The 23,875-nt window shown below is 67.0% G+C and carries 29 protein-coding genes; 7 read left to right on the plus strand and 22 right to left on the minus strand.

The window, feature by feature from the left end:
• Positions 1–191: 191 nt before the first annotated feature.
• The 8 genes from EDC62_RS12570 to hpf form a co-directional block, all read right to left on the minus strand.
• A complete protein-coding gene (locus EDC62_RS12570; protein ID WP_170159077.1) occupies positions 192–695 on the minus strand; it encodes a c-type cytochrome in 504 nt (167 codons plus the stop codon).
• Positions 696–736: 41 nt separating this feature from the next.
• On the minus strand, positions 737–1,561 hold the full coding sequence (locus EDC62_RS12575) for a UPF0149 family protein (protein WP_124224173.1): 825 nt from the start codon (positions 1,559–1,561) through the stop codon (positions 737–739).
• Positions 1,558–2,046 carry a PIN domain-containing protein gene (locus EDC62_RS12580; RefSeq protein WP_124224174.1) on the minus strand — a complete coding sequence of 163 codons (489 nt, stop codon included), beginning with the start codon at positions 2,044–2,046 and terminating at the stop codon, positions 1,558–1,560. The genes EDC62_RS12575 and EDC62_RS12580 overlap by 4 nt, the downstream gene beginning before the upstream one ends.
• Entirely contained in the window at positions 2,043–3,347 is a 1,305-nt protein-coding gene (locus EDC62_RS12585) for a THUMP domain-containing class I SAM-dependent RNA methyltransferase (RefSeq protein ID WP_124224175.1), read from the minus strand. The genes EDC62_RS12580 and EDC62_RS12585 overlap by 4 nt, the downstream gene beginning before the upstream one ends.
• Positions 3,344–4,945: an RNA polymerase factor sigma-54 gene (locus tag EDC62_RS12590; RefSeq protein WP_124224176.1), complete on the minus strand. Its 1,602-nt coding sequence runs from the start codon at positions 4,943–4,945 to the stop codon at positions 3,344–3,346. Before EDC62_RS12590 ends, EDC62_RS12585 begins: the two co-directional genes overlap by 4 nt.
• Positions 4,946–4,969: 24 nt before the next feature.
• Positions 4,970–5,767, minus strand: coding sequence for an LPS export ABC transporter ATP-binding protein (lptB, locus tag EDC62_RS12595; protein WP_124224177.1), 798 nt, complete (start codon positions 5,765–5,767; stop codon positions 4,970–4,972).
• Positions 5,764–6,369 (minus strand): lipopolysaccharide transport periplasmic protein LptA, encoded by a 606-nt coding sequence (gene lptA, locus EDC62_RS12600; RefSeq protein ID WP_124224178.1) that lies wholly within the window; start codon positions 6,367–6,369, stop codon positions 5,764–5,766. The genes lptB and lptA overlap by 4 nt, the downstream gene beginning before the upstream one ends.
• A 272-nt stretch (positions 6,370–6,641) precedes the next feature.
• On the minus strand, positions 6,642–6,974 hold the full coding sequence (hpf, locus tag EDC62_RS12605; RefSeq protein ID WP_124224179.1) for a ribosome hibernation-promoting factor, HPF/YfiA family: 333 nt from the start codon (positions 6,972–6,974) through the stop codon (positions 6,642–6,644).
• 326 nt (positions 6,975–7,300) lie between these two features.
• Here hpf and corA point away from each other — a divergent pair, with 326 nt between their 5' ends.
• A complete protein-coding gene (corA, locus tag EDC62_RS12610; RefSeq protein ID WP_124224180.1) occupies positions 7,301–8,284 on the plus strand; it encodes a magnesium/cobalt transporter CorA in 984 nt (327 codons plus the stop codon).
• A gap of 52 nt (positions 8,285–8,336) precedes the next feature.
• Here corA and EDC62_RS12615 read toward each other — a convergent pair whose 3' ends face one another.
• The 4 genes from EDC62_RS12615 to EDC62_RS12630 form a co-directional block, all read right to left on the minus strand.
• On the minus strand, positions 8,337–9,110 hold the full coding sequence (locus EDC62_RS12615; RefSeq protein ID WP_124224181.1) for a 5'-methylthioadenosine/adenosylhomocysteine nucleosidase: 774 nt from the start codon (positions 9,108–9,110) through the stop codon (positions 8,337–8,339).
• Positions 9,111–9,229: 119 nt separating this feature from the next.
• Positions 9,230–10,906 (minus strand): long-chain-fatty-acid--CoA ligase, encoded by a 1,677-nt coding sequence (locus EDC62_RS12620; RefSeq protein ID WP_124224182.1) that lies wholly within the window; start codon positions 10,904–10,906, stop codon positions 9,230–9,232.
• Positions 10,907–11,103: 197 nt separating this feature from the next.
• Positions 11,104–12,516, minus strand: a complete 1,413-nt coding sequence (gene pntB / locus EDC62_RS12625; protein ID WP_124224183.1) for a Re/Si-specific NAD(P)(+) transhydrogenase subunit beta — start codon at positions 12,514–12,516, stop codon at positions 11,104–11,106.
• A 13-nt stretch (positions 12,517–12,529) separates the two neighbouring features.
• Complete coding sequence (locus EDC62_RS12630; protein WP_124224184.1) at positions 12,530–14,146, minus strand: Re/Si-specific NAD(P)(+) transhydrogenase subunit alpha; 1,617 nt, start codon at positions 14,144–14,146, stop codon at positions 12,530–12,532.
• Positions 14,147–14,274: 128 nt separating this feature from the next.
• On the opposite strand from EDC62_RS12630, the gene EDC62_RS12635 reads away from it, so the two are divergent.
• The 5 genes from EDC62_RS12635 (at position 14,275) to EDC62_RS12655 (ending at position 17,884) form a co-directional block, all read left to right on the plus strand.
• Entirely contained in the window at positions 14,275–14,766 is a 492-nt protein-coding gene (locus EDC62_RS12635) for an NUDIX hydrolase (protein WP_124224185.1), read from the plus strand.
• On the plus strand, positions 14,763–15,527 hold the full coding sequence (locus EDC62_RS12640; protein ID WP_211331015.1) for a sulfite exporter TauE/SafE family protein: 765 nt from the start codon (positions 14,763–14,765) through the stop codon (positions 15,525–15,527). Before EDC62_RS12635 ends, EDC62_RS12640 begins: the two co-directional genes overlap by 4 nt.
• Positions 15,528–15,600: 73 nt before the next feature.
• Positions 15,601–16,071, plus strand: coding sequence for an FKBP-type peptidyl-prolyl cis-trans isomerase (locus EDC62_RS12645; protein WP_124224186.1), 471 nt, complete (start codon positions 15,601–15,603; stop codon positions 16,069–16,071).
• Positions 16,072–16,350: 279 nt separating this feature from the next.
• Positions 16,351–17,484, plus strand: coding sequence for a tRNA 2-thiouridine(34) synthase MnmA (mnmA, locus tag EDC62_RS12650; RefSeq protein WP_124224187.1), 1,134 nt, complete (start codon positions 16,351–16,353; stop codon positions 17,482–17,484).
• 70 nt (positions 17,485–17,554) lie between these two features.
• Positions 17,555–17,884: a hypothetical protein gene (locus tag EDC62_RS12655; RefSeq protein WP_124224188.1), complete on the plus strand. Its 330-nt coding sequence runs from the start codon at positions 17,555–17,557 to the stop codon at positions 17,882–17,884.
• 89 nt (positions 17,885–17,973) lie between these two features.
• Here EDC62_RS12655 and EDC62_RS12660 read toward each other — a convergent pair whose 3' ends face one another.
• On the minus strand, positions 17,974–18,162 hold the full coding sequence (locus EDC62_RS12660) for a hypothetical protein (protein WP_124224189.1): 189 nt from the start codon (positions 18,160–18,162) through the stop codon (positions 17,974–17,976).
• Between the two features lie 157 nt (positions 18,163–18,319).
• On the opposite strand from EDC62_RS12660, the gene EDC62_RS12665 reads away from it, so the two are divergent.
• Positions 18,320–18,703, plus strand: coding sequence for a hypothetical protein (locus tag EDC62_RS12665; RefSeq protein ID WP_124224190.1), 384 nt, complete (start codon positions 18,320–18,322; stop codon positions 18,701–18,703).
• Between the two features lie 75 nt (positions 18,704–18,778).
• Here the strand turns inward: EDC62_RS12665 and EDC62_RS12670 are convergent, their stop codons facing one another.
• From EDC62_RS12670 to cydX, 9 genes are all read right to left on the minus strand, one after another.
• Positions 18,779–19,240, minus strand: coding sequence for a PaaI family thioesterase (locus EDC62_RS12670; RefSeq protein ID WP_124224191.1), 462 nt, complete (start codon positions 19,238–19,240; stop codon positions 18,779–18,781).
• A 5-nt stretch (positions 19,241–19,245) separates the two neighbouring features.
• Complete coding sequence (locus EDC62_RS12675; RefSeq protein ID WP_124224192.1) at positions 19,246–20,220, minus strand: alpha/beta hydrolase; 975 nt, start codon at positions 20,218–20,220, stop codon at positions 19,246–19,248.
• A gap of 58 nt (positions 20,221–20,278) precedes the next feature.
• Entirely contained in the window at positions 20,279–20,779 is a 501-nt protein-coding gene (locus EDC62_RS12680) for a hypothetical protein (RefSeq protein ID WP_124224193.1), read from the minus strand.
• Positions 20,776–21,240 carry a group II truncated hemoglobin gene (locus EDC62_RS12685; protein WP_124224194.1) on the minus strand — a complete coding sequence of 155 codons (465 nt, stop codon included), beginning with the start codon at positions 21,238–21,240 and terminating at the stop codon, positions 20,776–20,778. Before EDC62_RS12685 ends, EDC62_RS12680 begins: the two co-directional genes overlap by 4 nt.
• A gap of 14 nt (positions 21,241–21,254) precedes the next feature.
• On the minus strand, positions 21,255–22,238 hold the full coding sequence (locus EDC62_RS12690; protein WP_124224195.1) for an arsenic resistance protein: 984 nt from the start codon (positions 22,236–22,238) through the stop codon (positions 21,255–21,257).
• Positions 22,239–22,262: 24 nt separating this feature from the next.
• A complete protein-coding gene (locus tag EDC62_RS12695) occupies positions 22,263–22,652 on the minus strand; it encodes a DUF6858 family protein (protein ID WP_124224196.1) in 390 nt (129 codons plus the stop codon).
• A 79-nt stretch (positions 22,653–22,731) separates the two neighbouring features.
• Positions 22,732–23,403, minus strand: a complete 672-nt coding sequence (locus EDC62_RS12700; RefSeq protein WP_211331016.1) for an MBL fold metallo-hydrolase — start codon at positions 23,401–23,403, stop codon at positions 22,732–22,734.
• A gap of 4 nt (positions 23,404–23,407) precedes the next feature.
• Positions 23,408–23,665 (minus strand): cyd operon YbgE family protein, encoded by a 258-nt coding sequence (locus EDC62_RS12705; RefSeq protein ID WP_124224197.1) that lies wholly within the window; start codon positions 23,663–23,665, stop codon positions 23,408–23,410.
• Positions 23,666–23,718: 53 nt separating this feature from the next.
• Positions 23,719–23,835, minus strand: coding sequence for a cytochrome bd-I oxidase subunit CydX (cydX, locus tag EDC62_RS12710; RefSeq protein ID WP_124224198.1), 117 nt, complete (start codon positions 23,833–23,835; stop codon positions 23,719–23,721).
• Between the last annotated feature and the right edge of the window lie 40 nt (positions 23,836–23,875).

Genomic DNA, 23,875 nt, shown 5'->3' on the forward strand with positions numbered 1-23,875 from the left:
TCGGGCGCGGGGGCGGCGTTGCAAATCCTCGCCATGGCACCCGCCATGGCTGCGGTTTGCGCCTTGCCCGCGCGCCCGATGACGACCCGCCCGGGCGCGCCCAACTGCCGGATTTAGGTTGAGTCCAGCTTGAAGCCGTCCCGGACAAGGGCCGGCGGCTGCGCCGCGCGAGCGCCGGGTTCGCGTGGCGCTTACTTGCGGCGAAACTGCTTGTGGCAGCTCGTGCACTGGTCCTGCACGGCGTTGACCGCGCGGCGCATGGCGTCGAGGTCGTCGCCTTTGGCGGCGGCGAGCAGGGTTTGGGTGGCGGCGACGTACTGCTCGCGGGCTTTCGTGAACTCGGCAGCCTGGCTCCAGACCTCGGGCTTGGCGCGGCTCGGTGGGTAGTTGGCGTCGGGCGTGAAATACGGCCAAGGCTCGGGCGCGAGCCGCGCGAGCTCCTCGGCCTGAGCGAGGAATTTCTCGCGCTTGTAGGGCTCGCGCGCGCGTGCGACCAGGCCCATGGGCTCGAGGGTTTTGGCGAACTGCTTGAAGATCGCTCGGCGCTTGGTCACGGGCTGGCCCGGGTGGTCGTCAGGGGGCTCGCCGCTGCAGGCGGCAAGCCCCACGGCCACGAGCAGGGCCAGCACCAGCACACTCAAGCTCAAGCGCAGGCTGCGGATCATCGGCATCGATGGCATGGGTGTCGATGGCATGGGTGAAGGATGGAAGGCAGGGCGCGCGTCGGGCTGGGCGCTCACTGGCCGCAGCATTTTTTGTATTTCTTGCCGCTGCCGCAGGGACACGGGTCGTTGCGGCCCGGCTTCAGGGCTCGGCGCACGGTTTCGACGCGCGGGCCGAGGGAGGCCCAGACGTCGTGCAGGTCGTACACCGCCCAGATCGCGTCGGCATAGGCGTCGAGGCGCGACTCGCTGATGCTGGGCGGGCCGTCTTCGGAAAAAGGCGAGAGCGTGGGCGGATCGCGGTCGTCTTCGGTGAGCGCATGGATCGCATCGAGGCTGTCGTCGATCAGGTCGGCGGCCTCGCGGTCGCGCGGCAGCGCCCAGTCTTCGGGCCAGCTTTCGACGGCGGTCAGGAAGCCGATGGCCCAGACCTGCGCGAACGAGGGCAGCTCCGCGCCGCCGACTTCCTGCTCGAACGCGCGCCGATCGTCTTCGGACAGTAGCGCGACCATGCCGCGCATGTCGAGCAGCTCGGGCGCGTAGGCCTGCGTGTCGTCGAGGTTCTCCACCTCGGCTTGGAGCGCGGCCTTGACCTGCGCCAGACGGCGCTCCCACAGTTCGACGAAGCGCGCCGCCTGGGCGGCGTCGGCAAACACGCCGAACGTGCCCTCGGCTAGGGCTCCGTCCGCCCCGCCGCCGAACAGCACCCGCAGCGCTTCGGCCGTGGGCACGGGCGTGCGCGCGCAGGCCAGCGCGGCGATGAAGCCCTCGCAGAATTCCCACTGCGGGGTGTCTTCGTTGCGCGTGCGCAGCTCGTCGAGGATGGTTTCGAGCGTCTCGTAGTCCTCGGGTTGCATTTCGGCGCCCTGCGGCGCGGGGGTGGTGGTGTCAGCGGTCATGCGGGGCCTCGTTCGGCAAGCGGCGGTGGGGAAAGCGTCGGCGCAGGCTCGGGAAAACCCGCAGTGTAGTCGCGCGCGGCGCGCACGCCGTGTGCGACCAAGCGTCGGCGCGTGGCCAGCACGGCGCGGTCTTTGCTGAGCAGCACCGCGCGGTAGGCCACGGCCAAGTCGATGAATTTCTGGTCATCGGCGTCGCGGCAGACCACGGGGGCGCGGGGCGCCGGCGCCACGCTGTGGCTGGCGGCGTCGTAGCGCTCGAGTAGCGTGGCCGCCTCGAGGCCATGAAACCGGCGCCGCGGCACGATTTGCGGGTAGTCGAGGACGCGACGGAATTCCTCGCGCATCGCGGGCGTGGCCAGCCACACGTGGCGACCGGCTTCGAGCGCGCGCGCGAGCGGCTCGGCGGCCGGGTCGGCAAAGAGCAGCAGGTCGAGCGCGATGTTGGTGTCGAGCACGAGCGCGCGGCCGGCGTAGGCCTCGTTCATCCCGGCGCCCCAGACTGCGCGGCGGCGTCTGCCGCGGGCCCGCGCGCGGGCCGCACCGGGCCGCGCACCAGGTCGAAGCGGAACAGCCGGCATTCGATCGGGCCGTTCCACATCGGCACGCGGCGGCTTTCTTTGAGGCGCATTTTGGCCGGCAGCTTGAGGTCGGGCGTGAGCAACCAGGCGGTCCAGCCCGCGTAGTGGCGCTTCCAGTGGCTGGCCAGTTGGGCGAAGAAATCGCCGCCGTCTTCGGTCTGCGCGAGTTCGCGCGCCCCAAAGCGCGGCCCAGCCTCAGCGTCTCGCCCCGAGCGGGTGCCGGCCACGCCTGCGACGGCGATGCGCTCGCCATACGGCGGGTTGAGCAGCATCACGCCCGGCGTCTCGCACGGCGGCATACGCTGCAGTGCGTCGCCGCCCCGCAGTTGCACGGCGTGGGCGACGCGGGCGCGTTCGGCATTGCGTTGCGCGAAATCGACCATGCGGTGCGCGACATCGCTGCCAAACACCGGCGCCGTCGGGGCGTGCTCTGCCGCACGGGCTTGGTCTTTGAGGTCTTGCCAGACATGAGCCTGAAACGGCAGCATTTTCTCGAAGGCAAAGCGGCGCTGGCCGCCCGCAGCGATGCCGCAGGCGATTTGCGCCGCCTCGATGACGATGGTGCCGCTGCCGCAGCAGGGGTCGTAGAGCGGCACGCCGGCAGCGCAGCCGCCCTCGGGATCGGTGCTCCAGCCGCTGGCAGCGAGCATGGCCGCGGCCAGCGTTTCCTTGAGCGGCGCGTCGCCCTTGTCCTCGCGCCAGCCGCGCTTGAACAGCGGCTCGCCCGAGGTGTCGATGTAGAGCGTGGCAGTGTCGGTGGTCAGGTGGGCATGGATGCGCACGTCGGGGTGGCGCGTGTCCACGTCGGGGCGCACGCCGCCGGCCTTGGCGCGGAAGCGGTCGGCGACTGCGTCCTTGATCTTGAGCGCGGCGAAGTTGAGGCTTTGCAGCGGGCTGTGCTGCGCGGTGACTTCGATCTTGAAGCTCTGGCGCGGCGTGAACCACAGCTCCCACGCCACGGCGGAAGCCGCCTCGTAGAGGTCACGCTCGTTGCGATACGAACGGTGGCCAACCTGCACCAGCACGCGCTGCGCGAGTCGGGTGTGCAGATTGAGCCGCATCGCATCACGCCAGCTCGCGCGCACGCGCACGCCGCCACGGTGGCTCAGCAGGTCCTGGCCTTGCGCGCCGGTGAGGGCGTGCACTTCGGCGGCGAGGTAGTCCTCGACACCGCTGGCGCAGGGAAGAAACAGGGTGAGATCGTTCACAGGGTCTTTCGCAGGGGGGCGGGCGCGATCCGCATCGCCTCTCGGTATTTGGCCACGGTGCGGCGCGCGCAGGCGATGCCTTGCTCTTTGAGCATGTCGGCGATCTGGCCGTCGCTTAAGGGATGGGCGGGGTCTTCGGCGTCGATGAACTGGCGGATCAGCGCGCGCACCGCCGTGCTCGAGGCGCTGCCGCCCGCTTCGGTCTCAAGGCCCGAACCGAAGAAGTATTTGAGCTCGAAGGTGCCGCGCGGCGTAGCCATGTATTTGGCGGTGGTGACGCGGCTCACGGTGGATTCATGCAACCCGAGTTCGTCGGCAATCTCGCGCAGCACCAGGGGCCGCATGGCGAGTTCGCCGTGCACGAAAAAGCTCTTTTGCCGCTCGACGATGGCGCGCGAGACGCGCAGGATGGTGTCGAAGCGCTGCTGGATGTTCTTGATGAACCAGCGCGCTTCCTGCAAGCGCGCAGACAGCGCAGCGCTCCCCTCGCCCTTGTGCTCGCGCAGGGCGCGGGCGTAGATGTCGTGCACCCGCAGCCGCGGCAACACCTCGGGGTTGATCTGCACGCGATAGCGGGGCTGCGCGCCCTCGGTGTCGGCCGTGACGATGACATCGGGCACGATCACCAGCCGCTCGGCCTGAGCAAAGCGCCGCCCCGGCTTGGGTTCGAGCCGGGCGATGAGCGCGAGCGCGGCGCGCAGCTCGGTTTCATGACGCCCGGTGGCGGCAGCGAGCCGCTTGAAGTCGCGCCGCGCCAACCACTCGAGCGGCTGGGCCAGCACGTCGAGCGCGGCGGCTGCGACCGACTCGCCATCGGCGGCGCGCTCACGCACCTGCAAGCGCAAGCACTCGGCGAGATCCTGCGCGCCCACGCCCGTCGGCTCGAGCGACTGCAACAGGCCGCGCGCGACGGTGAGGCGGTGGACCAACTCATCGAAGCGCTCGGCATCCTCGCGCGGGCACAGCGCTTCGGCCAGGCGCTCGAGCGGTTCGCTGAGGTAGCCGTCGTCGTCGAGCGAGTCGATGAGGAAATCCAGCGCGGCGCGGTCGACCGGGTCGAGCCGCAGCGCCAGCGCCTGGCGGTGCAGATGCTCGGAGAGGCTGTCCTCGGAGCCGGCGCGCTCCCAAGGCGATTGAGCATCCTCATCCTCGCCGCCAGCGGATCCGGATACGCCGCTGCGGCCTTCGGCGCCGTCGAAGGGCGCGTCGTCTTCGCGCTCCCCGTGCGGCGCCTCGTCGGGCGAGCCCGCCCAGTCGGTCGGACCCTCCCAGTCGGGTGCGGCGGCTTCGGCGCCGTGGTCGGCCTCGGGCGTGGCCCCAGCGCCTTCATCCAAGCCGAGGGGGCCCGATGCCGGCGTCCATCGGTCTTCTTCTGCTACAAAATCAGGATTGGCCAGCGCAGACTCGGGCGGCGCCTCGTCACCAGCGAGGCCCGCGGACTCGGTCTCGGCGCGCTCGAGAAACGGGTTCTCGTCGAGCATCTGCTCGATTTCCTGTCCGAGTTCGAGCGTGGACATTTGCAGCAGCCGGATCGACTGCTGCAACTGCGGCGTCAGGGCCAGATGCTGCGACACCCGCAGCGACAAGCCTGGCTTCATGGGCGTGCCCTCTGCATCGCCGACCTACATGCGGAAGTGTTCGCCGAGGTAGACGCGGCGCACCTCCGCGTTGTCGATGATGGCCGCCGGTGTGCCTTGCGCCAACAGCCGACCCTCGCTGATGATGAACGCGTGGTCGCAAATGCCCAGCGTCTCGCGCACGTTGTGGTCGGTGATGAGGACGCCGATGCCGCGCCCTTTGAGAAACGCGACGATGCGCTGAATCTCGATCACCGCGATCGGGTCGATGCCGGCAAACGGCTCGTCGAGCAGGATGAAGCGCGGCTGCGTGGCCAGCGCCCGCGCGATCTCGACACGGCGCCGCTCGCCGCCCGAGAGCGAGACGGCGGGCGCATCGCGCAGATGCTCGACGCGCAGTTCGCGCAGCAGCGCGTCGAGCCGGCGCTCGAGCGCTTCACCCGCGAGCGGGCGGCCGGTTTCATCCCGCTGCAACTCCAGAATCGCCCGCACGTTCTCCTGCACGGTGAGCTTGCGAAAAATCGACGCCTCCTGCGGCAAGTAGGACAACCCGAGCCGCGCGCGCCGATGGATCGGCATGTGCTCGATGTGCTGCTCGTCGATCCAGATTTCGCCCGCGTCGGGTCGGATCAGCCCCACGATCATGTAGAAGGACGTCGTCTTGCCCGCGCCATTGGGGCCGAGCAAGCCCACGACCTCGCCCTCGTGCACGGTCAGCGAAACGTCATGCACCACCGTGCGCGCCCCGTAGGCTTTGCGCAGATGTCGGGCCTCGAGCTTGCCCGCCGCCACGCGCAGCTGCGTCGAAGGCGCCGCGTAGGCTTCGTCGAGCCGCTGCGTCATCGGACCGCCCCACCCAGGGCGCTGGCGGGCCGCAGCGGCGAGGTCGCCGCCGGCAGCGCGCTGGTCGGTGCCGAAGCCGCCGCCCGCGGCGCGATGACCGCGCGCACACGCCCGCCACCGGGCACCTCCCGCACACCGTCGACGCTGAACTGGCCGCTGGCGTGCTCGTAGACGATCACCTCACCCGTCACCTGATCGGCCAGCGTCTCCCCGCGCAGACGCCGCAACTCGGCGCGCCGCACGAAGCGCACGCGGTCGGCGCGCCCGTCGTACTCGATACGCTCGGCCTCGCCCTCGATGAACTCATCGACGCCGTCGCGCTTTTGCCGGAAGAACGCACGTTCACCGGGCGCGGCCGTCAGCGTGCCCGAGACTTGGCCATCGGGCTCTTGCCGCACGACCAGTTGCGCGCCGCGCATCACGATGGTGCCCTTGGTGGCCACCACGTGACCGGTGAAGGTGCTCGTCTGGGTGCGCTCCTCGTAGCGCAGCGCGTCCGACTCGATGTTCAGCGGTCGGTCCCGATCGGCGCGCTCGGCATGCGCGGCGGTGACGGCCGCCAAAACCAGCGCGGTCGCGGTGAGGAAAAATTGGGCGTTCATAAAGAGGGCATGAATCTTGCTGACGATTGTACGGTTGCCCCGGTGGCGCGCCCGTCCGCCGCCATCAAGCAACGCTGAATTCGTTCCCGCGATGGCGCGCGCCCGGTTTCGGGATGCGATGCGAGGCGCAAACCGAGGCAATAGCCGCAGCTGTGGCGAGGATCGTCAACGACGCAGACCGCCCGCAGCCGGGATGCGCGGCGCGCCAGGCGCTTGTTCAGCGTTGCCATAAAAAAGGCCGCCCGAAAGCGGCCCGCTTCAGCCAGGAATGTTCACGCGACCAATCGCTTGGCCGCCTCCTGATGATGATCCTGCAATCGGCTCTTGTGCTGCACGACCTGGCGGTCGAGTTTGTCCATGAGCTCGTCGATGGCCGCATACAGATCGGCGTGGGCCGACTGCGCGAACAAGTCGTTGCCCTTGACGTGGATCGTGCATTCGGCCTTTTGCCGTTTGTCTTTTTCCTTTTGGTTGTCCACGGTGAGCAGGACCTTGACGTCCACCACCTGGTCGAAATGCCGGATGACGCGCTCGAGCTTGGCCTTCACATAGTCGCTCAGGGCGGGAGTGACTTCGAGGTGGTGACCGCTGATCGTCAGGTTCATGAATAGCCTCCTGTTGCTCTCGAAATGGAATGCCGCCAACCGGACACGCTCGGCAGCGGCTGTAACGGGCCTGACATGTACGCCCGAATCCACTATGCCCGCGACCGCGCGCTTTGGCAATGACCGGCATCATTCCCCAACGTGGCCGGGGAATCGCTCGCTGCCCGGTTGGGGCGATGCCATAATTTCGGGGTTCACGATTTCCGCAAGCTTCCCCATGGAAAACCCCGCGAGTCGCTAGCTTTCGGCACCCTGTGCGCGGTGGGTGTCGAAGGCGTTGATGTTCGAGACCGCCAGCCCACCCAGACACGCCAGGGAGTTCACTCGTGCTCAATGTTTTCACGCTCGTCAACGGCCGCCTGTTCCAGGAAGAAATCGAGTCGCTCGAAGAGCTCTCGCGCTTTCAGCCCATCTGGGTCGACCTCGAATCGCCGAGCGTCGAAGAAAAGCGCTGGGTCAAGCAGTATTTCGGCCTGTCGATCCCGGAAGACGTCACCGACGAAGACCTCGAAGAATCGGCGCGCTTCTACGAAGAGCCCAACGGCGAGCTGCACATCCGCAGCGACTTCCTGATCGACGATGACGAGCCACGCACGGTCCGCGTGGCCTTCATCCTGAACCAGCACAACGCGGAGCTCAAAAGCCGCGGCGTGCTGTTCTCCATCCACGACGAGGACGTGCCGGTGTTTCGGCTGCTGCGCATGCGGGCCCGCCGCGCGCCCGGCCTGATCGACGACGCCAAGGACGTCTTGCTCAAGCTCTTCGACGCCGACGCCGAATATTCGGCCGACACGCTCGAGGAAATCTACGACCAGCTCGAAAAATCGAGCAAGCTCGTGCTTTCCGGCGACGTGACCGATGCGGTCGCCGGCGAAGTGCTCGGCGCGATTGCGCGCCAAGAAGACTTGAACGGCCGGATCCGCCGCAACATGATGGACACCCGGCGCGCGGTGAGCTTCATGATGCGCAGCAAGATGCTCAACGCCGAGCAGTTCGAGGCCGCGCGCCAGTTGCTGCGCGACATCGACAGCCTCGACAGCCACACGGCCTTCCTGTTCGACAAGATCAACTTCTTGATGGACGCCACCGTCGGCTTCATCAACATCAACCAGAACAAGATCATCAAGATCTTCTCGGTGGCCAGCGTCGCGCTGCTGCCCCCGACCTTGGTGGCGAGCATTTACGGCATGAACTTCAAGTACATGCCCGAGCTCGAGTGGCAGGCGGGCTACCCGTTTGCGCTCGCGCTCATGGTCGCCTCGGCCGTGGTGCCGATGATCTATTTCCGCCGCCGCGGCTGGCTGAAATAGCCCCGCCGGCAAGATTTTTCAGCCTTTTTGCCCAGACCCCAGCGCCAAATGGTCAGTGGGCGCTATTATTTTTGATATTGTCCAGCAGCGCGTCGATCACCGCGAGGCTGTAGGGGCTCGCCACCGTGCGCACGAAGCGCATGAAATCGGCGTGCGCGGCGTCGTCCGCCCGGTCTGAAATCGTGCGCACCACCGCGAGCGGCACGCGGCAGTCGTGGCAGACCTGGGCGAAGGCTGCGCCCTCCATCTCCACCGCCAGCGCATCGGGCAGCGCGCGCTGCAAGGCCCGGCTTTCCTCGGCGGTGGAGACGAAGCGGTCGCCACTGATCAGCAGCCCCTGATGCAGGCGCGGCCTTCCGAGCCCCAGCGCTTGCAGCGCGTCGGCCAAGCCGTGGCGCCCGAGGTTCTCGAGCGCCGCGCCGGCGGCCGCGCACAGCGCATCGGTCCAAGCCGCATCGGCCTCGTAGCGGGCACGGCCGTGCCCCGGCACGACGTATTTTGGAAAAATCGGCGAGGCGTCGAGGTCGTGCTGCAGAAAAGACCGTGCCACGACCACGTCGCCCACCCGAACGCCTGCGCCCAAACCGCCCGCCACCCCGGTGAACACGATCGCGCGCGCCCGGCAGTGCTCGGCCAACAAGACCGCCGTCGTCGCCGCCGCGACCTTGCCGATCCCCGACAGTGTGGCCACCACCGGCAGGCCATCCCAATGGCCGTGCAGAAAATCGCGCCCGGCCACGCGCTCCACCCGCGCATCGGGCAGACGGGCGAGCACCGCGTCGAGTTCTTCGCGCATCGCGCTGACCAGGGCAATCGGTCGGTTCATGGGTCTGAGCGGCTCTATGGAACGTCGGAATTTGTGGAAGGCAAAAAGGCAACAGGCCGCCGAAGCGGCCTGCCGATGCTGCCACAAGCCCGCGCCCGTCTGGGCGCAGTGGAGCGCGGTCAGCGCTTGTCGCGCAGCTCGCGCCGCAGGATCTTGCCCACCGGCGTCTTGGGCAGTTCTGTCCGGAATTCGATGATCTTCGGCTGCTTGTAGCCGGTGAGGTTGTCGCGGCAGAACGCGCGCACCGCGGCTTCGGTCAACGCCGGGTCCTTCTTGACGATCACGAGCTTGACCGCTTCGCCCGATTTCTCATCAGGAATGCCGACCGCCGCGCATTCGAGCACGCCCGGACATTCGGCCACCGTTTCCTCGATCTCGTTGGGGTAGACGTTGAAACCGCTGACCAGAATCATGTCCTTTTTGCGGTCGACGATGCGGAAATAGCCGCGCTCGTCCATCACGCCGATGTCGCCGGTGCGGAAGTAGCCGTCGGCGGTCATCACCTTGGCCGTCTCGTCGGGCCGCTGCCAGTAGCCCGCCATGACCTGCGGCCCACGGATCGCAATCTCGCCGGGCTGCCCCGGCGGCACCTCATGGCCCTCGTCGTCGAGCAGCTTGATGTCGGTGCTGGGCAGCGGCACGCCGATCGTGCCGGTGAATTCGGTGCTGGTGACCGGGTTGCAGCAGGCCGAGGGGCTGGTCTCGGACAAGCCATAACCCTCGCAAATCGGGCAGCCGGTCTTCTCCAGCCACAGCCGCGCCACCGCGCTCTGCACCGCCGTTCCGCCGCCGAGCGAGACTTTGAGGTGCGACCAGTCCACTTTGTTGAAGTCGGGGTGGTTGGCCAGCGCATTGAACAAGGTGTTGACCGCGGGGAAGCTGTGCACCTTGTGTTTGGACAGCTCCTGCAGCACCGCGGGAATGTCGCGCGGATTCGGAATCAGCACCAGCTTGCCGCCCGTGCGCATGGTCAGCATCATGCCCACGGTGAAGGCGAAGATGTGATAGAGCGGCAAGGCGCACACGGTGGTGGGCTGCTCGCCCTTCGGAATCTTGTCCATCACCGGCTGGTTCCAGGCTTCGGACTGCAGCACGTTGGCGATGATGTTGCGATGCAGCAGCGCCGCACCCTTCGAGACGCCGGTCGTGCCACCGGTGTACTGCAGCACCGCGACGTCGTCGGGGCCAATGGAAGGCGCTTTGAAGGGGGCACGGGTGCCGCGCGCGATCGCGTCGTTGAACCGCACCGCCTGCGGCAGGTTGAACGGCGGCACCATCTTGCGGCGATTGCGGATCACATAGTTGACGATGGCACCCTTGACCAGGCCCAGCATGTCGCCGAACGCGCACAGCACCACATGCTTGACCTCGGTGTGCCCGATGCACTGCTCCAGCGTGTGCGCGAAGTTTTCGATGATGACGATGGCCTTGGCGCCCGAGTCTTTGAGCTGATGCTCGAGCTCGCGCGGCGTATAGAGCGGGTTGACGTTGACGACGATCAGGCCCGCGCGCAGGATGGCTGCCACCGCCACCGGGTACTGCGGCACGTTGGGCATCATGATCGCCACGCGGTCGCCTTTGACCAGCCCCAGGCTCTGGAAGTACGCCGCCAGCGCCTGGCTCAAGGAATCGACCTGGGCATAGGTGATGTCCTTGCCCATGAAGCTGTAGGCCACGCGATCGGCGTACTTGCGAAAGCTCTCTTCCATGAGCTCGACCAGCGATCGGTAGACGCTCGGATCGATCTCGGCGGGAACGCCCGGGGGGTAGCTTTGTAGCCAGATGCGGTCGGTCATAAAAGGTCAACTCCGTGGAAGATCCGCCGCAGGCGCGGCGTACAAATGGAAACAGCCGCCATTCTGTCGTGAAACTGACAGCTCGGCGGCTGTGTTTTCCCTAGGCAAACCTAGAGAGGCGGCTCGAAAATCCCCCGAATCGGGGCAAAGTCGAAGCCATGCCCATCAAAGCGGACACGGATGGGTCCGGCCCTGCTTCAGCCTTTGAGCGCGACGAAAACCTCGTCGAGCATCTTCTTGGCATCGCCAAAGAGCATGCGGGTGTTGTCTTTGTAAAACAGCGGGTTGTCGACACCCGCATAGCCGGTGGCCATGCTGCGCTTCATCACGATGCAGGTGCGGGCCTTCCAGACCTCGAGCACCGGCATCCCCGCAATCGGGCTGTTCGGGTCTTCCTGCGCGGCCGGGTTCACGATGTCGTTGGCGCCGATGACCATCGCGACGTCCGCATCGCTGAACTCATCATTGATCTCGTCCATCTCGAAGACGATGTCGTACGGCACCTTGGCCTCGGCCAGCAGCACGTTCATGTGGCCCGGCATGCGGCCCGCCACGGGGTGGATCGCGAAGCGCACGTTCACCCCCCGCTCGCGCAGCAGCCGCGTAATTTCCGACACCGTGTGCTGGGCCTGGGCCACCGCCATGCCATAGCCCGGAACGATGATGACGTTCTTGGCTTCGCGCAGCAGCTCGGCCGTCTCGACCGCGCTGATCGGATGCACCTCGCCGCCCACCGCCGCACCCGCCCCTTGCGGTTTTTGCTCGGTGCTGCCAAAGCCCCCGGCAATCACGCTGATGAAGCTGCGGTTCATCGCGTTGCACATGATGTAACTCAGGATCGCGCCCGACGAGCCGACCAGAGCGCCCGTGACGATCAGCAAGTCGTTCGAGAGCATGAAGCCCGTCGCCGCCGCCGCCCAGCCCGAGTAGCTGTTGAGCATCGACACCACGACCGGCATGTCGGCGCCGCCGATCGCCATCACCATGTGCACGCCAAAGAGCAGCGCCACGGCCGTCATGATGGCCAGCGGCACCAGGCCCTGCTCCACGGTTTCGGTCTGCAGATAGGCGCGACCAAACCACAGCACCAGCAGCAAACCGGCCAGATTCAGCCAATGGCGGGCCGGCAGCAGCAAGGGTTTGCCGCCGATGCGGCCCGAGAGCTTGCCGAACGCCACGAGCGAGCCCGAGAACGTGACTGCCCCGATGAAGATGCCGATGTAGATCTCGAGCTCATGCACGGTGCGCGCCGCCCCGGTGTACGCACCGATGGCGGTCGGATCGATCGCGGTGGCGTAACCGACCAGCACCGCGGCCAAGCCCACCATGCTGTGCATCAAGGCCACGAGTTCGGGCATTTGCGTCATCTGCACGGTCCGGGCGGCATAGAGGCCGACCGCCCCGCCAAGCAGCATGGCAGCAATGATCCAGGGCAGCCCTTGCGCCGTGACCGCAGGGCCGAACACGGTGGCCAGAACGGCCAGCGCCATGCCGACCATGCCGTAGAGATTGCCCCGGCGTGCCGTCTCCTGATTGGACAGGCCCCCGAGGCTGAGGATGAAGAGAATCGTCGCTCCGATGTAGGCGACGGCGGTCAGACTGGTGGACATGCGTCGTCTCCTCTTATTTGCGGAACATCGCCAGCATGCGCTGGGTCACGGCGAAGCCGCCGAACATGTTGATGGCCGTGAGCACGACCGCAGCCGCAGCCAGCCACCGGATCCAGTCGTCGGGCCGCTCGGGCGCGCCGGTCGGAGAGATTTGCACGAGCGCGCCGATCACGATGATGCTGCTGATGGCATTGGTCACGCTCATGAGCGGCGTGTGCAGCGCGGGCTTGACGTTCCAGACCACCATATAGCCCACGAAGCAGGCGAGCACGAACACCGTGAAGTGCGACAGGAACTCGGGCGGCGCGTAGCGCCCGATCAGCCAGAACAACACGGCCGCGACCGCCGCCAGCACTGCCAGGCGCGTGGCCGGCAGCGGGCCTGAGACCTCCCCGTGGGCGGCGGCTTTCTTGGCCGCCGCGGCCGGCGCCACGGCCGGTTTGGCGGCAGCCGGGGGCAGCTTCGGGGGCGGCGCGGGCCACGTGATCTCGCCGTCCTTGATGACGGTGAGGCCACGGATGGCATCGTCTTCCATGTTGATGTGGATGACGCCGTCCTTGGTCTTGCACAGCTCCTCGGTCAGGCGCAGCAGGTTCGTGGCGTACAAGGTGCTCGACTGCTTGGCCAAACGCGACGGCAGATCGGTGTAGCCGACGATGGTCACCCCGTGGCGCACCACGGCCTCGCCGGGAACGGTCAGCTCACAGTTGCCCCCCTGCTCGGCTGCCATGTCCACGATCACGCTGCCGGGCTTCATGGTCTGCACCATCTCGGCGGTGATGAGTTTGGGCGCAGGCTTGCCCGGAATCAGCGCTGTGGTGATGATGATGTCGACCTCGCGCGCCTGCTTGGCGTACATCTCACGCTGCGCTTGCTGGAAGCCCTCGCTCATGACCTTGGCGTAACCGCCGCCGCCCGAGCCTTCTTCCTCATAGTCGACCTTGACGAATTCGCCCCCGAGCGAAACGACCTGATCGGCCACCTCACTGCGGGTGTCGTTCGCGCGCACGATCGCGCCCAAGCCCACGGCCGTGCCGATGGCCGCCAGGCCCGCCACCCCGGCGCCGGCGACGAACACCTTGGCCGGCGGAACCTTGCCCGCAGCGGTGATCTGGCCGTTGAAAAAGCGGCCAAAGACGTAAGCGGCCTCGATCACGGCGCGGTAGCCGCTGACGCCGGCCATCGAGGTCAGCGCGTCCATCTTCTGCGCGCGGCTCAGCGTGCGCGGCAGGCAGTCCATTGCCAGCACCGTGACTTTTTGGGCGGCGAGCTGCTGCATCAGCTCGGGGTGCTGCGCGGGCCAGATGAAGCCGATGAGCGTCTGCCCGGCGTGCATGCGCGCGACTTCCTCGGCGCTGGGCGGACGAACCTTGAAGACGATGTCGGCACGCTGCCAAAGCGCCGCTGCGTCCGGGGCGATCTCGGCACCGACCGCGCGATAGGCCTCGTCGCTGAACGACGCCGCGGCACCCGCGCCCGATTCGACGCAGACGGAAAAGCCGAGCTTGCGCAGCCGCTCGACGATTTCGGGCACGGTGGCCACGCGTTTCTCACCGGGATAGACCTCGCGCGGAACGCCGATGCATTGCGCCGCAGGCGCGGCCGCCGGGGGGGTAGCCTCGGATGACATGGGGATTCCTCCTCGTGTGGGTGTTCTCGTCGGGCCGAGCCTCTGCCCACGCCGCAGCGCGGGCGACCGCCCAACGCGGGGGAGCTTAACGGAAAAACGGCAAGCCACGCGCGTCCGATAATCGAGGCATGACTCAAACCCGATGGAAACCCAGTGTCACGGTGGCGGCGATCATCGAGCGCGACGGCCGCTATTTGCTCGTCGAGGAACACACGCCCGAAGGGCTGCGGCTCAACAATGCGGCGGGCCATCTCGAGCCGGGCGAGTCGCCGATCGAAGCCTGCGCGCGCGAGGCGCTGGAGGAAACCGGCTACGCCTTCGAGCCGACCGGAGTGCTCGGCGTGTATCTGTCGCGCTTTCAGCGCCCGAGCACGGGCGAGGACATCACGTACCTGCGACTCGCTTTCTGCGGCAGGCTGGGCGCGCACGATACCGCACGCGCGCTGGATCACGGCATCGTACGCACGCTGTGGATGACCCCTGAGGAAGTGCGCGCGAGCGCGCCGCGGCATCGCAGTCCGCTCGTGCTGCGCTGCATCGAGGACCATCTCGCCGGCCAGCGCTTCGACCTCTCGCTGATCTACACGGACCCGAGCGTCGTGCGGGCTGTGGCCCCATGAACGAAACCGCCGGTATCTGGGCACTGCTCGGTCTGGCCGCCTACGCCGCCGGGGTGCTCAACGCGATCGCGGGCGGCGGCAGCTTTTTGACTTTTCCGGCGTTGGTCTTTGCGGGCATTTCGCCGATTTCGGCCAACGCGACCAGTGCGGTCGCGGTCAGCCCGGGCTACCTCGGCAGCAGCTTGGGTTTACGGCGTGAACTCGCCCTCGTCCCCTGGCCGCAACTGCGGCGGGAAATGCTGATTTCGGCGCTCGGTGGCTGGTTCGGCGCGATGCTGTTGCTGGTCACGCCGGCGCGGGTTTTCTCCGGGCTGGTTCCGTGGCTGCTGTTGTTTGCGACGCTGCTGTTTGCGCTTGGGCCGCGCTGGGTCCGGGTCGGAGCGCCGGCGGCCGATGCGCCGCTGGTGCGCTGGCGCGCGCCCGCGTTGTTTGCGGTCTCGGTCTACGGGGGTTATTTCAACGGAGGCTTGGGCATCCTCCTGATGGCGCTCTACACGTTGGCCGGCGAATCGCGGCTGCCCGTGGCCAATGCGCTCAAGAACCTCAATTCATTTCTGCTCTCGCTCCTGTCGGTGGCGGCTTTCGCTTGGGCCGGCGCCATCGCCTGGCCGCAAGCGCTCTGGATGATGGCCGCCGCCACCCTGGGTGGCTACCATGGCGCCCGCCTGGCGCGCTGGCTGAGCCCGCGCTGGGTTCGGGGCGTCGTCATCATGACCGGTACGGTCATGAGCGTGGCGTTCTTCGCGCGCAGCTTCGCCTAGCGCGGCCGTCGCTGCCCAACCCGGCCGTTCTCGTCGACAATTGGGGTTTTTCCACTTCAACCAAGGCTCTCTGATGAACATCGCCCCCAATGCCGTCGTCACGCTCGGCTACCGCGTGACCAACCTCGAGGGCGACCTCATCGACCCCGGTGCGCAGCCGCTGCGCTATCTGCACGGCCACAACGGCCTGTTTGCGAAGCTCGAAGCAGCGCTCGAAGGCAAAACCGTCGGCGACGCAGTCGAGGTCACGCTCGCGCCCGAAGAAGCCTTCGGCCCGCACAACGAGGATCTGGTCTTCGTGGAACCGCTCGAGCGCCTGCCCGAAGGCGTCCAGGTCGGTACGCAGCTCGAAGCCCGAGGCCCCGAAGGCGCCCGTCTGCTGACGGTGACGCGCATCGAGTCCGGCCATGCCGAGCTCGACGCCAACCATCCCCTGGCCGGCATGGACCTGGTGTTCTCCTGCACCGTCAACGAGGTTCGCCCCGCCAGCGAGGAAGAACTCGCACATGGCCATGCGCACGGCCCAGAAGGTCACGAGCACTAAGGCAACGCTGAACAAGTCCCTCGCGCGTCGCGCATCCCGGCTGCGGGCGGTCTCGTCGAAAGCAAATCCTCGCCATAGCTTCGGCTGTGGCTGCGATTTGCGCCTCGCATCCCATCCCGCGGCCGGGCGCGCGCCATCACGGGGACTGATTCAGCGTTGCCCTAAGCATCAGCTGCCGAGAGGGCGCGCGTCCTCGAGGGAGCGGGTTCAGCCTGGCCCTCATTGCCCGCCTAGGCCGGGCCGGGGCGGGCCCCCGCTCGGTTTGTCGTTGTCTTTCCCATGAGCGAACGTCTCGAAACGCATCGCGTCGTCGTCGGCCTCTCGGGCGGCGTGGATTCGGCCGTCAGCGCCTGGCTGCTCAAGCAGCAAGGGCATGAGGTCGTCGGCATCTTCATGAAAAACTGGGAGGATGACGACGACAGCGAATACTGCTCGAGCCGCCAGGACTGGCTCGACGCCGCCAGCGTTGCTGACGTGCTGGGCATCGAGATCGAACATGTCAATTTCGCCGCCGAGTACAAAGACCGGGTCTTCGCCGAGTTTCTGCGCGAATACCAGGCCGGGCGCACGCCCAACCCGGACATTCTCTGCAACGCCGAGATCAAGTTCAAAGCCTTCCTCGACCACGCCATGCGGCTGGGCGCGGAGAAAATCGCCACCGGCCATTACGCCCGCGTGCGGCGCAACCCCGCCACGGGGCGCCATGAACTGCTCAAGGGCCTCGACCCCAACAAGGACCAAAGCTACTTCCTGCACCGCCTGAACCAGGCGCAACTGGCGAAAACGCTGTTTCCGGTCGGGGAATTGCACAAGACCGAGGTGCGGCGCATCGCCTCGGAAATCGGCCTGCCCAATGCGCGCAAGAAGGACAGCACCGGCATCTGCTTCATAGGCGAGCGGCCTTTCCGCGCCTTCCTCAACCGCTACATCCAGAGCGCGCCCGGCCCCATCGAGGACGACCAGGGTCGCACCATCGGCGAACACATGGGTCTATCCTTCTACACCCTGGGTCAGCGGCAAGGCTTGGGCATCGGCGGCATCAAGGCGCGCGGAGCGCCGCGCGGCGGCGGCGAACACGCGCCCTGGTTCGTCGCGCGCAAAGACCTCGCGCGCAACACGCTCATCGTGGTGCAGGGACATGACCATCCCTGGCTGCTCTCTAAACGGCTCACCGCGGCCGACGCGAGTTGGTGTGCCGGCGAGCCACCGGCCCCGGGCCGCTACGCCGCCAAGACCCGCTACCGCCAGGCCGACAGCGCTTGTGCATACGCAGCCAGCGACGAAGCCGGCACTCGCTTCTCTTTGAGTTTCGACGAGCCGCAATGGGCGGTGACACCAGGCCAGAGTGCGGTGCTCTACGACGGCGAGGTCTGCCTAGGGGGTGGCGTCATCGACGGCAATGGCGCGGGTTGAGCAAGATCAAACGGACGACCTAGGGTTTTCACTAAAATCGCGCGGTTTCTGGCTCCACCCACCGCCCATCATGAACACCGCCGCATCCCCCGCCTGCACCGTCTCGCCCGAAGCTGCTTCCCGGGCTTTCCGCCGTCAACTGGTGCTGATGGCCACGCTGGGCACCTTCGTGCCGCTGGCCGTGTTGAGCCTGCTCTACACGCTGGCCCCACTGCCGCTGACGGCCCAGGCTGCCTCGATGCTGCGCGCCGCCAACGGCATCGCGGCGGTGGTCATCGGGCTCAACGCGCTCGCGGTCGCCGCGCTGGCGCTGGCTCGGACTTGGTTCATGCGCCGCGGGCTGGTCAGGCCCGCCGTGTGGCATCCGGTGCAAGTCGTGGGCCGCGGCGAATCGGCCTGAGGCTTTGCATCGAGCCCGCCAAGCCCGCTGACGCGGGCTTTGTTTTTGATAGCAACATCCGACCATTCCACGGTGGCGTTCGCTTGAACCTAAATCCGGCAGTTGGGCGCGCCCGGGCGGTCCGTCATCGGGCACGCGGGCAAGGCGCAAACCACAGCCATGGCGGGCGCCATGGCGAGGATTTGCAACGCTGCCCCCGGGCCCGAGGGCGGCTCGAACGGGTGCGCAGCGCTCACCCAAGCGGTGAACGGCCTCCGCACCGAAACTTGTTGAAACATCAACACCTTGCTTTTCGCGAGTAGCGGTCAACTGCCGGATTTAGGTTGAAATTGAGTCCACGACGGCACGGCGACCGGGCCCAGAGGCGGGGAAGACCCTGCGCGCGCCTAGACCGGCGTCGCGGCGCACAATGATGCATAGATCGAGGAGTCATCTATGAACTGGCTCAACAAACTACCAGGCTTTCAGCGCTCGCCTCACGGCCTCGAGTGGGTGCTGTGGAAGAAGCTGCCCAAGATTCTGCTGCTGGGCACGCTGCTGCCGGCGTTGGGCCCACTGGCGGCACGCTTGTGGTGGACGGACGATCCGCTGCCTGCAGCAACGCTGCGACTGATGACCCGCATCGACTTCTTCGCCATCTCGCTGGTGGTTTTGCACTGGACGTTGGTGCTCACGCTCGCCATCGGCTGCGCAATCATCATCGTGATGAAAGGGCCCGCCTACGTCGCCGACGGCTACGAGCTCCCACACCGCGACCAGCCCGGTGGCGAGCCGGCAGGGGCCGCATCGCGCGAAGGCGAGCGCGGCAGGGCGCGCTGACGCGGCCCCCGCGCACCACCCACCCCGTGGCCGCACCGGCCAGCGCGGGCCGAGGCTCAGAAGCTGTACAGCTTCTCAAGCCCCGAAGTTCTCCGGCATCTGCACCGCCACCACCTCGCCGCGCGCGGTCAGCACGCCGCCCGAGCGCACCTCGGTGCGGACCACCACCTTGCGGCCCTTGATCTCCTGCACCCGGCCGCGAATTTCGACCGGCGCGTCGATGGGCGTAGGCTTGAGGAAATCCACATGCAACGATGCGGTGACGAAGCGAAACGCCGGCAGACTGTCCATGTCGCGCCCCTCCTGGCGGTACATCGCCGCGGCGGCCGTGCCAGTGCTGTGGCAGTCAATCAGCGATGCGATCAGCCCCCCATAGGCAAAGCCCGGCACCGAGGTGTGGAAGGGCTCGGGCTGGTACACGGTGACGGTTTCGTCGCCGTCCCAGATGGTCTTGATCTGATGCCCGTGCGGATTGAGCCGGCCGCAGCCGTAGCAGTGCGCAACGTTGTCGGGGTAATGGTCTTGAAAGGCGTCCATGGCGGTCATTGCAAAGTGAGGGAGGATGGGTCGAAGGCCGGCGTGGACGCAGCGGGCAGCGGCGGCGGCTGATGGGCGGTGCCGCGGGCATCGTGGGCAGCCGCGAGGGGTGCGCTGGCCAGATGCTTGTGCAGAAAAGCCCGCACAGTGTCGAACAGCGCCGGCTCGTCGTCGAATTGCTCGTGCGTACCTTCGACGATGAGCAGCTCCACCGAGGCCGTACCCCGCCGCGCGAAGAGTTGCTCCGCGTCGTCCAGCGGCACGGTGCGGTCGCTGCGGCCGTGGATCAGCAAGACCGGACAGCGCGCCTGCGGCAAGGTGGTTTCGGGTGCTATACGGGCAAAGCGCGTGCCGATCACCGACTCCACATATCGGTTCACCAGCCAACCCAGCGGCCAATAGGGAATGCGACGGGCGGCAAGCCAGCGACGCATCACCTGCTCGGGATGTGCGAACGACGACACGCTCACGACCGCCCGCAGGTCGTCGCGCTGCGACGCCGCCAGCAGCACCGCTGCCGCCCCCACCGAATGACCGAGCGCCGCGAGCCGATCGGCGTCAACTTCGGGTTGGCACTTGAGCCAGTCGAGCGCGCAGCCCAGATCCTCGGCAAAGCGTGGCAAGGAGCTGTGGTCATCCCGGTCGCTGCGGCCGTGGTTGCGCGCCTCGGGCAGCAGCACCGCATAGCCCGCGCGCTGCAAGGCCACCGCCGCCTGCAGCAAATGCCCGGCGTGGCCACCCCAGCCGTGCATCAGCACCACGGCTGGCGCACGCGACACACCCTGCGCCGGCGCAAACCAAGCGAACAACTTGCGGCCACGCGGCGCGTCGAGCCAGACGGTCTGCACACCCCGCAGCCCACGGGCGCCCGGATCGTCTTGCGGCACCTCCGCCGCCGGCGTCAGGCCACGCCGCAAGACCCAGCGCGCCAGCGCCAACAGCGCGAGCGCGGAGGCCGCCGCGATCCACCCAGTGCTCACCTGCGGCTCCCGTTCACCGGCCCACACGCCGGCCGGCCCGGCCGGCGCCCGAGGCGCTTCACAACCCGAGCGCCGTGCGCAGTTGGGCTTCGGTGCTGACCGGGCGCAGCGCCGTGACCCGGCCGTTGGTCAGTTCGATCAGCATCAGCGCGTCCTCCTGCGCAGGCCAGCCCTGCAGCAGCGCCGAATCGAGCACCACGCCCACGGTGAACGGCTGCTCGCGCAGCGACGGCAGCGCGAAGGTGCGGGTGACGAACGATGGCATGCGGCTCATGTCGGCCAGGTACACCGCCTTACGCGACTCCAGAAAGCCCTTGGGCTGTGCACCCACCACCGACTGCATCAGGTTCGACGCCTTGCGCCCGTTGGCGAACAGCACCAGCCGGGTGTCGGCGCTCACGTGCCAGTCCTGGCCGTGCTGGTCCTTGATCTGCAAGGCCGGCAAGGGCTGCCCTGGCTCGACCGCAGCGGCCGGGGACGCCTGCAGGCCAAGGGAAAAGGTCGCTGCCACCAGCGCGAGCCGGAGCGCGTGCCGCAGAGTGTGTATCCAGGAGGTCATGCGCTCACCGCGCCTTTCTTCGCCGCAGCAGCGGCACTCGCCCCCGCATGCGCGGAGCAGCCCTGCGCGGGGTCGGTGTTGATCATGTGGTCGGCCATCTGGGCGAAGGTCTCGATGAGCCAGGCCCGAAACGCGGGGTCTTCCACCTGCTCCTCGATCGCCTGGCGCATGCACAGCATCCAGGCATCGCGCTCCTGCGGGCCGATGGTGTAGGGCAGGTGCCGCATCCGCAGCCGCGGATGGCCTTTCTTCTCGATGTAGAGATTGGGCCCGCCGAACCAGCCCGAGAGAAACTCGAACAGGCTCTGGTTGGCCCCAGCCAGGCTGTCGGGGTGGATGCGGCGCGAGGCGTACGCCTCGGGCAGTTCATCCATGAGTTCATAAAAACGGTCGACGAGCCGATGCACGCCGGCTTCGCCGCCGAGCGCTTCATAGGGGGTCAGGGCTTGGGTTTCGGACATGCGTGTTCTCCTCTTCAAGCTGCTTTGGCCGGCGCAGGCGCAGCACCGAACAGCCGATCCGTGAGCTTGACATACCAGGCCGCGCCCTGAACCTGCACGATATAGGCCAGAGCGATCAGCAAAGCCGCATCCGCGCCCTGGGCGCCAAACACGCCCATGGCGATGGCCAATGCGATCGAAAGATTGCGCATGACGGTACCGTAGACCAGCGCAATCGCGTCTCCACGCGGAAACAGCGCTTTGGCCACGAGCGTGCTGATCCCGAAGTTGATCGCATAGAGCAGCAGCAATGGGCCCAGCAGGCGCGGCAACAGCGTCGGGTGTGCAAAGATGTCATGAGACTTCAGCGCCATCGACACGAACACGATACCCAGCACGCCCAGCGTCGAGAACGGCGGAAACTTGGGCTTGATCTGCTGGTGAAACCGCGACTCGCCATAACGGCCGACCAGCCAGTTCTGCGTCAGGCTGCCCAAGAGCAAGGGCAGAAACACGATCAAGGCGATCTGTATGAATACCTGCAGCACCGGAATCTCGACCGCCGCGCCAAGCAAGACCTTCAGGTACAGCGGCGCGAGCAGCGAACCCAAAATCAGCCCGACCACCGTCATCTTCACCGCTGCAGGCACATTGCCCTTGGCAAAACCCGTCCAGGAGATCGTCATGCCCGAGGTGGGCAGCAACGCCGTGAGCAGCAGCGCGAGCCGGATCATCGGCTCGTCGGCATAGAACAGCACCCCCATCGCGTAACCGATGGCCGGCATGACGATGAAGTTGATGGCTTGGACGACGCCATGAAGACGCGCGCCGCCGGGTTTGAACAATTCGCGCACATTCATCGTGACCATCATCGGATAAACCATCAGAAAGGTCAGCGGCAGGATGGCCGCGCGCAAAAACGCCGGGTCGGTGACTTGCCCGAAAGCCAGTCCTGCGAGCATCGCCAGAGGAATGCTCCAGATCAAATTCTTCTGAAGCCAGTTGAGGATGGTCCACATGTCAGCAACTCGATCTCAGCAGGCTTATCGGTTGCGCAAGGCCAGCGCCCACGCCTGCATCGCATCGTTGGCCACCTTCATCGGCGCGTCCATGAAGCTGACGACGAAATGGTCGCCCATGTCGGCAATGCCGATGGAGCGCGGCCGAACGGCCAGCACCTGCGGATTCGGCAGCGCGTGGCCAAAGCAAAAAACCACGTTGACGGCGGCGCGAATCTCGGGGTTGACCTCGCCACCGATCGCTCGGGTATGCGCGAGGTGGTCGAAGGTGGCGATGTACTGCACACGCGGGGTGTTGGCGATGCTGTCGCGGAAATAGGCCGCGATCTCCTCGGCACTTTGGTAGCGGCATTCGCTCTTGGCGATGTCGACGACGGTGATGGGATATTTTTCCTGGAAGTGAACTTGCTTCATCGAGACCTCGTTGGTTGGGTTGGAGAAAAATAGGCCCCCACCCCGGCCGAACCCTCCGGCCGGCGCGGGGGCAAAGGAGTCACGAAACCACTTCGCCCCGGACCGTCGGACGGCGGCGCTCGGGCGAGCGACGAGCCGTGCGCGGCAAGCCGGCGACGGCAGCCAAAAATTCGTCGCGTGTGCGCGCGGCGAAGTAAGGGTGGCCGGCGCGCTCCTCGAGCACGGTGCTCACCACCCGTCCCTGCCGCACATGCCCGGCAAACAGCAGCGTCTCAGCCGGCAGCGCAAACAGCCGTTGAACCACGCTGTCCCAAAGCGCCTCGGGCTCGGCCGGCAGCGGCTGCTGTGCACAGGCGTCGATGGCGAGCAATCCACCGCAGAACATCCGGTCGCGCCAGAGAAAGCTCAGGCAGCCGGCCGTGTGTCCGGGCGTGCGCCAGACCTGCACGCATTCGCTGCCAAAACACAGCGCATCGCCGTCACCGGGGTTCACCGCCCCCTCGGCAGCGTCGCCCTGCACCACCGGTGCCCCCAGCGCACCGAAAGCCTGCAGCGTCTGCAGCGGATCGGCATCATGCTGATGCGTGCGCAGCGTCCAGCGCAGCCGCAGCCCTCGCTCAGCCATGAGCGCAGCGAGCAGCGGCACATCCGGCACGCGCGGATCGATCAGCACGCACTCCTGCGCATCGAGATCGGCCAGCAGGTAACTCACCGCCCCCGAGGCTTCGTCGCGCAAGATCCGGAAATACATAACCTCAAGCCCCAAAACGCAGCGCGGCCGCCAAGGCGAGCGCAAGAGCGCAAGCGGTGGCCGAAAACAGCCAGCGCCACATCCGCGCGCGCGGAATGAAGCCCACGCCACGCACGATCCCCGCACTCATGGCCCAAAACAGCAGCATGGCCAAGCCGTGGTCGGCGCGGGCGTTGCCGTCTTGCATGCGTGCGAACATCAGCGGGTAGATGCTGCCACCGACCATGATCGCGAGCCCCACCAAGAGACAGGGCCAGTGCATGCCCGGCCCCTCCGGCGCGGGGGCTGGAGCGGGGCCGGGCGCAGGTGCGGCGCTCACGAGCCTCCCCCTTCTTGGCGCTTGCGGGCTTCCTCGTTTTCGCCCCACATCGCGTTGAGAATGGCCAGCAGAACGGCAAAGCCGACGCCGAGTATCCAGGCGAAATACCACATGGTTGTGTCCTTTCAGAGGGTCGTTGAGGGGCTGTGGTGC

The sequence above is a fragment of the Tibeticola sediminis genome, assembly GCF_003843835.1.
Lineage (GTDB): Bacteria > Pseudomonadota > Gammaproteobacteria > Burkholderiales > Burkholderiaceae_C > Tibeticola > Tibeticola sediminis.

Bases quoted from the DNA above. Each gene is read 5' to 3' on its own strand.
- EDC62_RS12570 (WP_170159077.1), bottom strand. From the start codon at position 695: ATGCCATCGACACCCATGCCATCGATGCCGATGATCCGCAGCCTGCGC.
- EDC62_RS12575 (WP_124224173.1), bottom strand. From the start codon at position 1,561: ATGACCGCTGACACCACCACCCCCGCGCCGCAGGGCGCCGAAATGCAA.
- EDC62_RS12580 (WP_124224174.1), bottom strand. From the start codon at position 2,046: ATGAACGAGGCCTACGCCGGCCGCGCGCTCGTGCTCGACACCAACATC.
- EDC62_RS12590 (WP_124224176.1), bottom strand. From the start codon at position 4,945: ATGAAGCCAGGCTTGTCGCTGCGGGTGTCGCAGCATCTGGCCCTGACG.
- lptB (WP_124224177.1), bottom strand. From the start codon at position 5,767: ATGACGCAGCGGCTCGACGAAGCCTACGCGGCGCCTTCGACGCAGCTG.
- lptA (WP_124224178.1), bottom strand. From the start codon at position 6,369: ATGAACGCCCAATTTTTCCTCACCGCGACCGCGCTGGTTTTGGCGGCC.
- hpf (WP_124224179.1), bottom strand. From the start codon at position 6,974: ATGAACCTGACGATCAGCGGTCACCACCTCGAAGTCACTCCCGCCCTG.
- EDC62_RS12615 (WP_124224181.1), bottom strand. From the start codon at position 9,110: ATGAACCGACCGATTGCCCTGGTCAGCGCGATGCGCGAAGAACTCGAC.
- EDC62_RS12620 (WP_124224182.1), bottom strand. From the start codon at position 10,906: ATGACCGACCGCATCTGGCTACAAAGCTACCCCCCGGGCGTTCCCGCC.
- pntB (WP_124224183.1), bottom strand. From the start codon at position 12,516: ATGTCCACCAGTCTGACCGCCGTCGCCTACATCGGAGCGACGATTCTC.
- EDC62_RS12630 (WP_124224184.1), bottom strand. From the start codon at position 14,146: ATGTCATCCGAGGCTACCCCCCCGGCGGCCGCGCCTGCGGCGCAATGC.
- EDC62_RS12635 (WP_124224185.1), top strand. From the start codon at position 14,275: ATGACTCAAACCCGATGGAAACCCAGTGTCACGGTGGCGGCGATCATC.
- EDC62_RS12640 (WP_211331015.1), top strand. From the start codon at position 14,763: ATGAACGAAACCGCCGGTATCTGGGCACTGCTCGGTCTGGCCGCCTAC.
- EDC62_RS12645 (WP_124224186.1), top strand. From the start codon at position 15,601: ATGAACATCGCCCCCAATGCCGTCGTCACGCTCGGCTACCGCGTGACC.
- mnmA (WP_124224187.1), top strand. From the start codon at position 16,351: ATGAGCGAACGTCTCGAAACGCATCGCGTCGTCGTCGGCCTCTCGGGC.
- EDC62_RS12655 (WP_124224188.1), top strand. From the start codon at position 17,555: ATGAACACCGCCGCATCCCCCGCCTGCACCGTCTCGCCCGAAGCTGCT.
- EDC62_RS12660 (WP_124224189.1), bottom strand. From the start codon at position 18,162: ATGTTTCAACAAGTTTCGGTGCGGAGGCCGTTCACCGCTTGGGTGAGC.
- EDC62_RS12665 (WP_124224190.1), top strand. From the start codon at position 18,320: ATGAACTGGCTCAACAAACTACCAGGCTTTCAGCGCTCGCCTCACGGC.
- EDC62_RS12670 (WP_124224191.1), bottom strand. From the start codon at position 19,240: ATGGACGCCTTTCAAGACCATTACCCCGACAACGTTGCGCACTGCTAC.
- EDC62_RS12680 (WP_124224193.1), bottom strand. From the start codon at position 20,779: ATGACCTCCTGGATACACACTCTGCGGCACGCGCTCCGGCTCGCGCTG.
- EDC62_RS12685 (WP_124224194.1), bottom strand. From the start codon at position 21,240: ATGTCCGAAACCCAAGCCCTGACCCCCTATGAAGCGCTCGGCGGCGAA.
- EDC62_RS12690 (WP_124224195.1), bottom strand. From the start codon at position 22,238: ATGTGGACCATCCTCAACTGGCTTCAGAAGAATTTGATCTGGAGCATT.
- EDC62_RS12695 (WP_124224196.1), bottom strand. From the start codon at position 22,652: ATGAAGCAAGTTCACTTCCAGGAAAAATATCCCATCACCGTCGTCGAC.
- EDC62_RS12700 (WP_211331016.1), bottom strand. From the start codon at position 23,403: ATGTATTTCCGGATCTTGCGCGACGAAGCCTCGGGGGCGGTGAGTTAC.
- EDC62_RS12705 (WP_124224197.1), bottom strand. From the start codon at position 23,665: ATGCACTGGCCCTGTCTCTTGGTGGGGCTCGCGATCATGGTCGGTGGC.
- cydX (WP_124224198.1), bottom strand. From the start codon at position 23,835: ATGTGGTATTTCGCCTGGATACTCGGCGTCGGCTTTGCCGTTCTGCTG.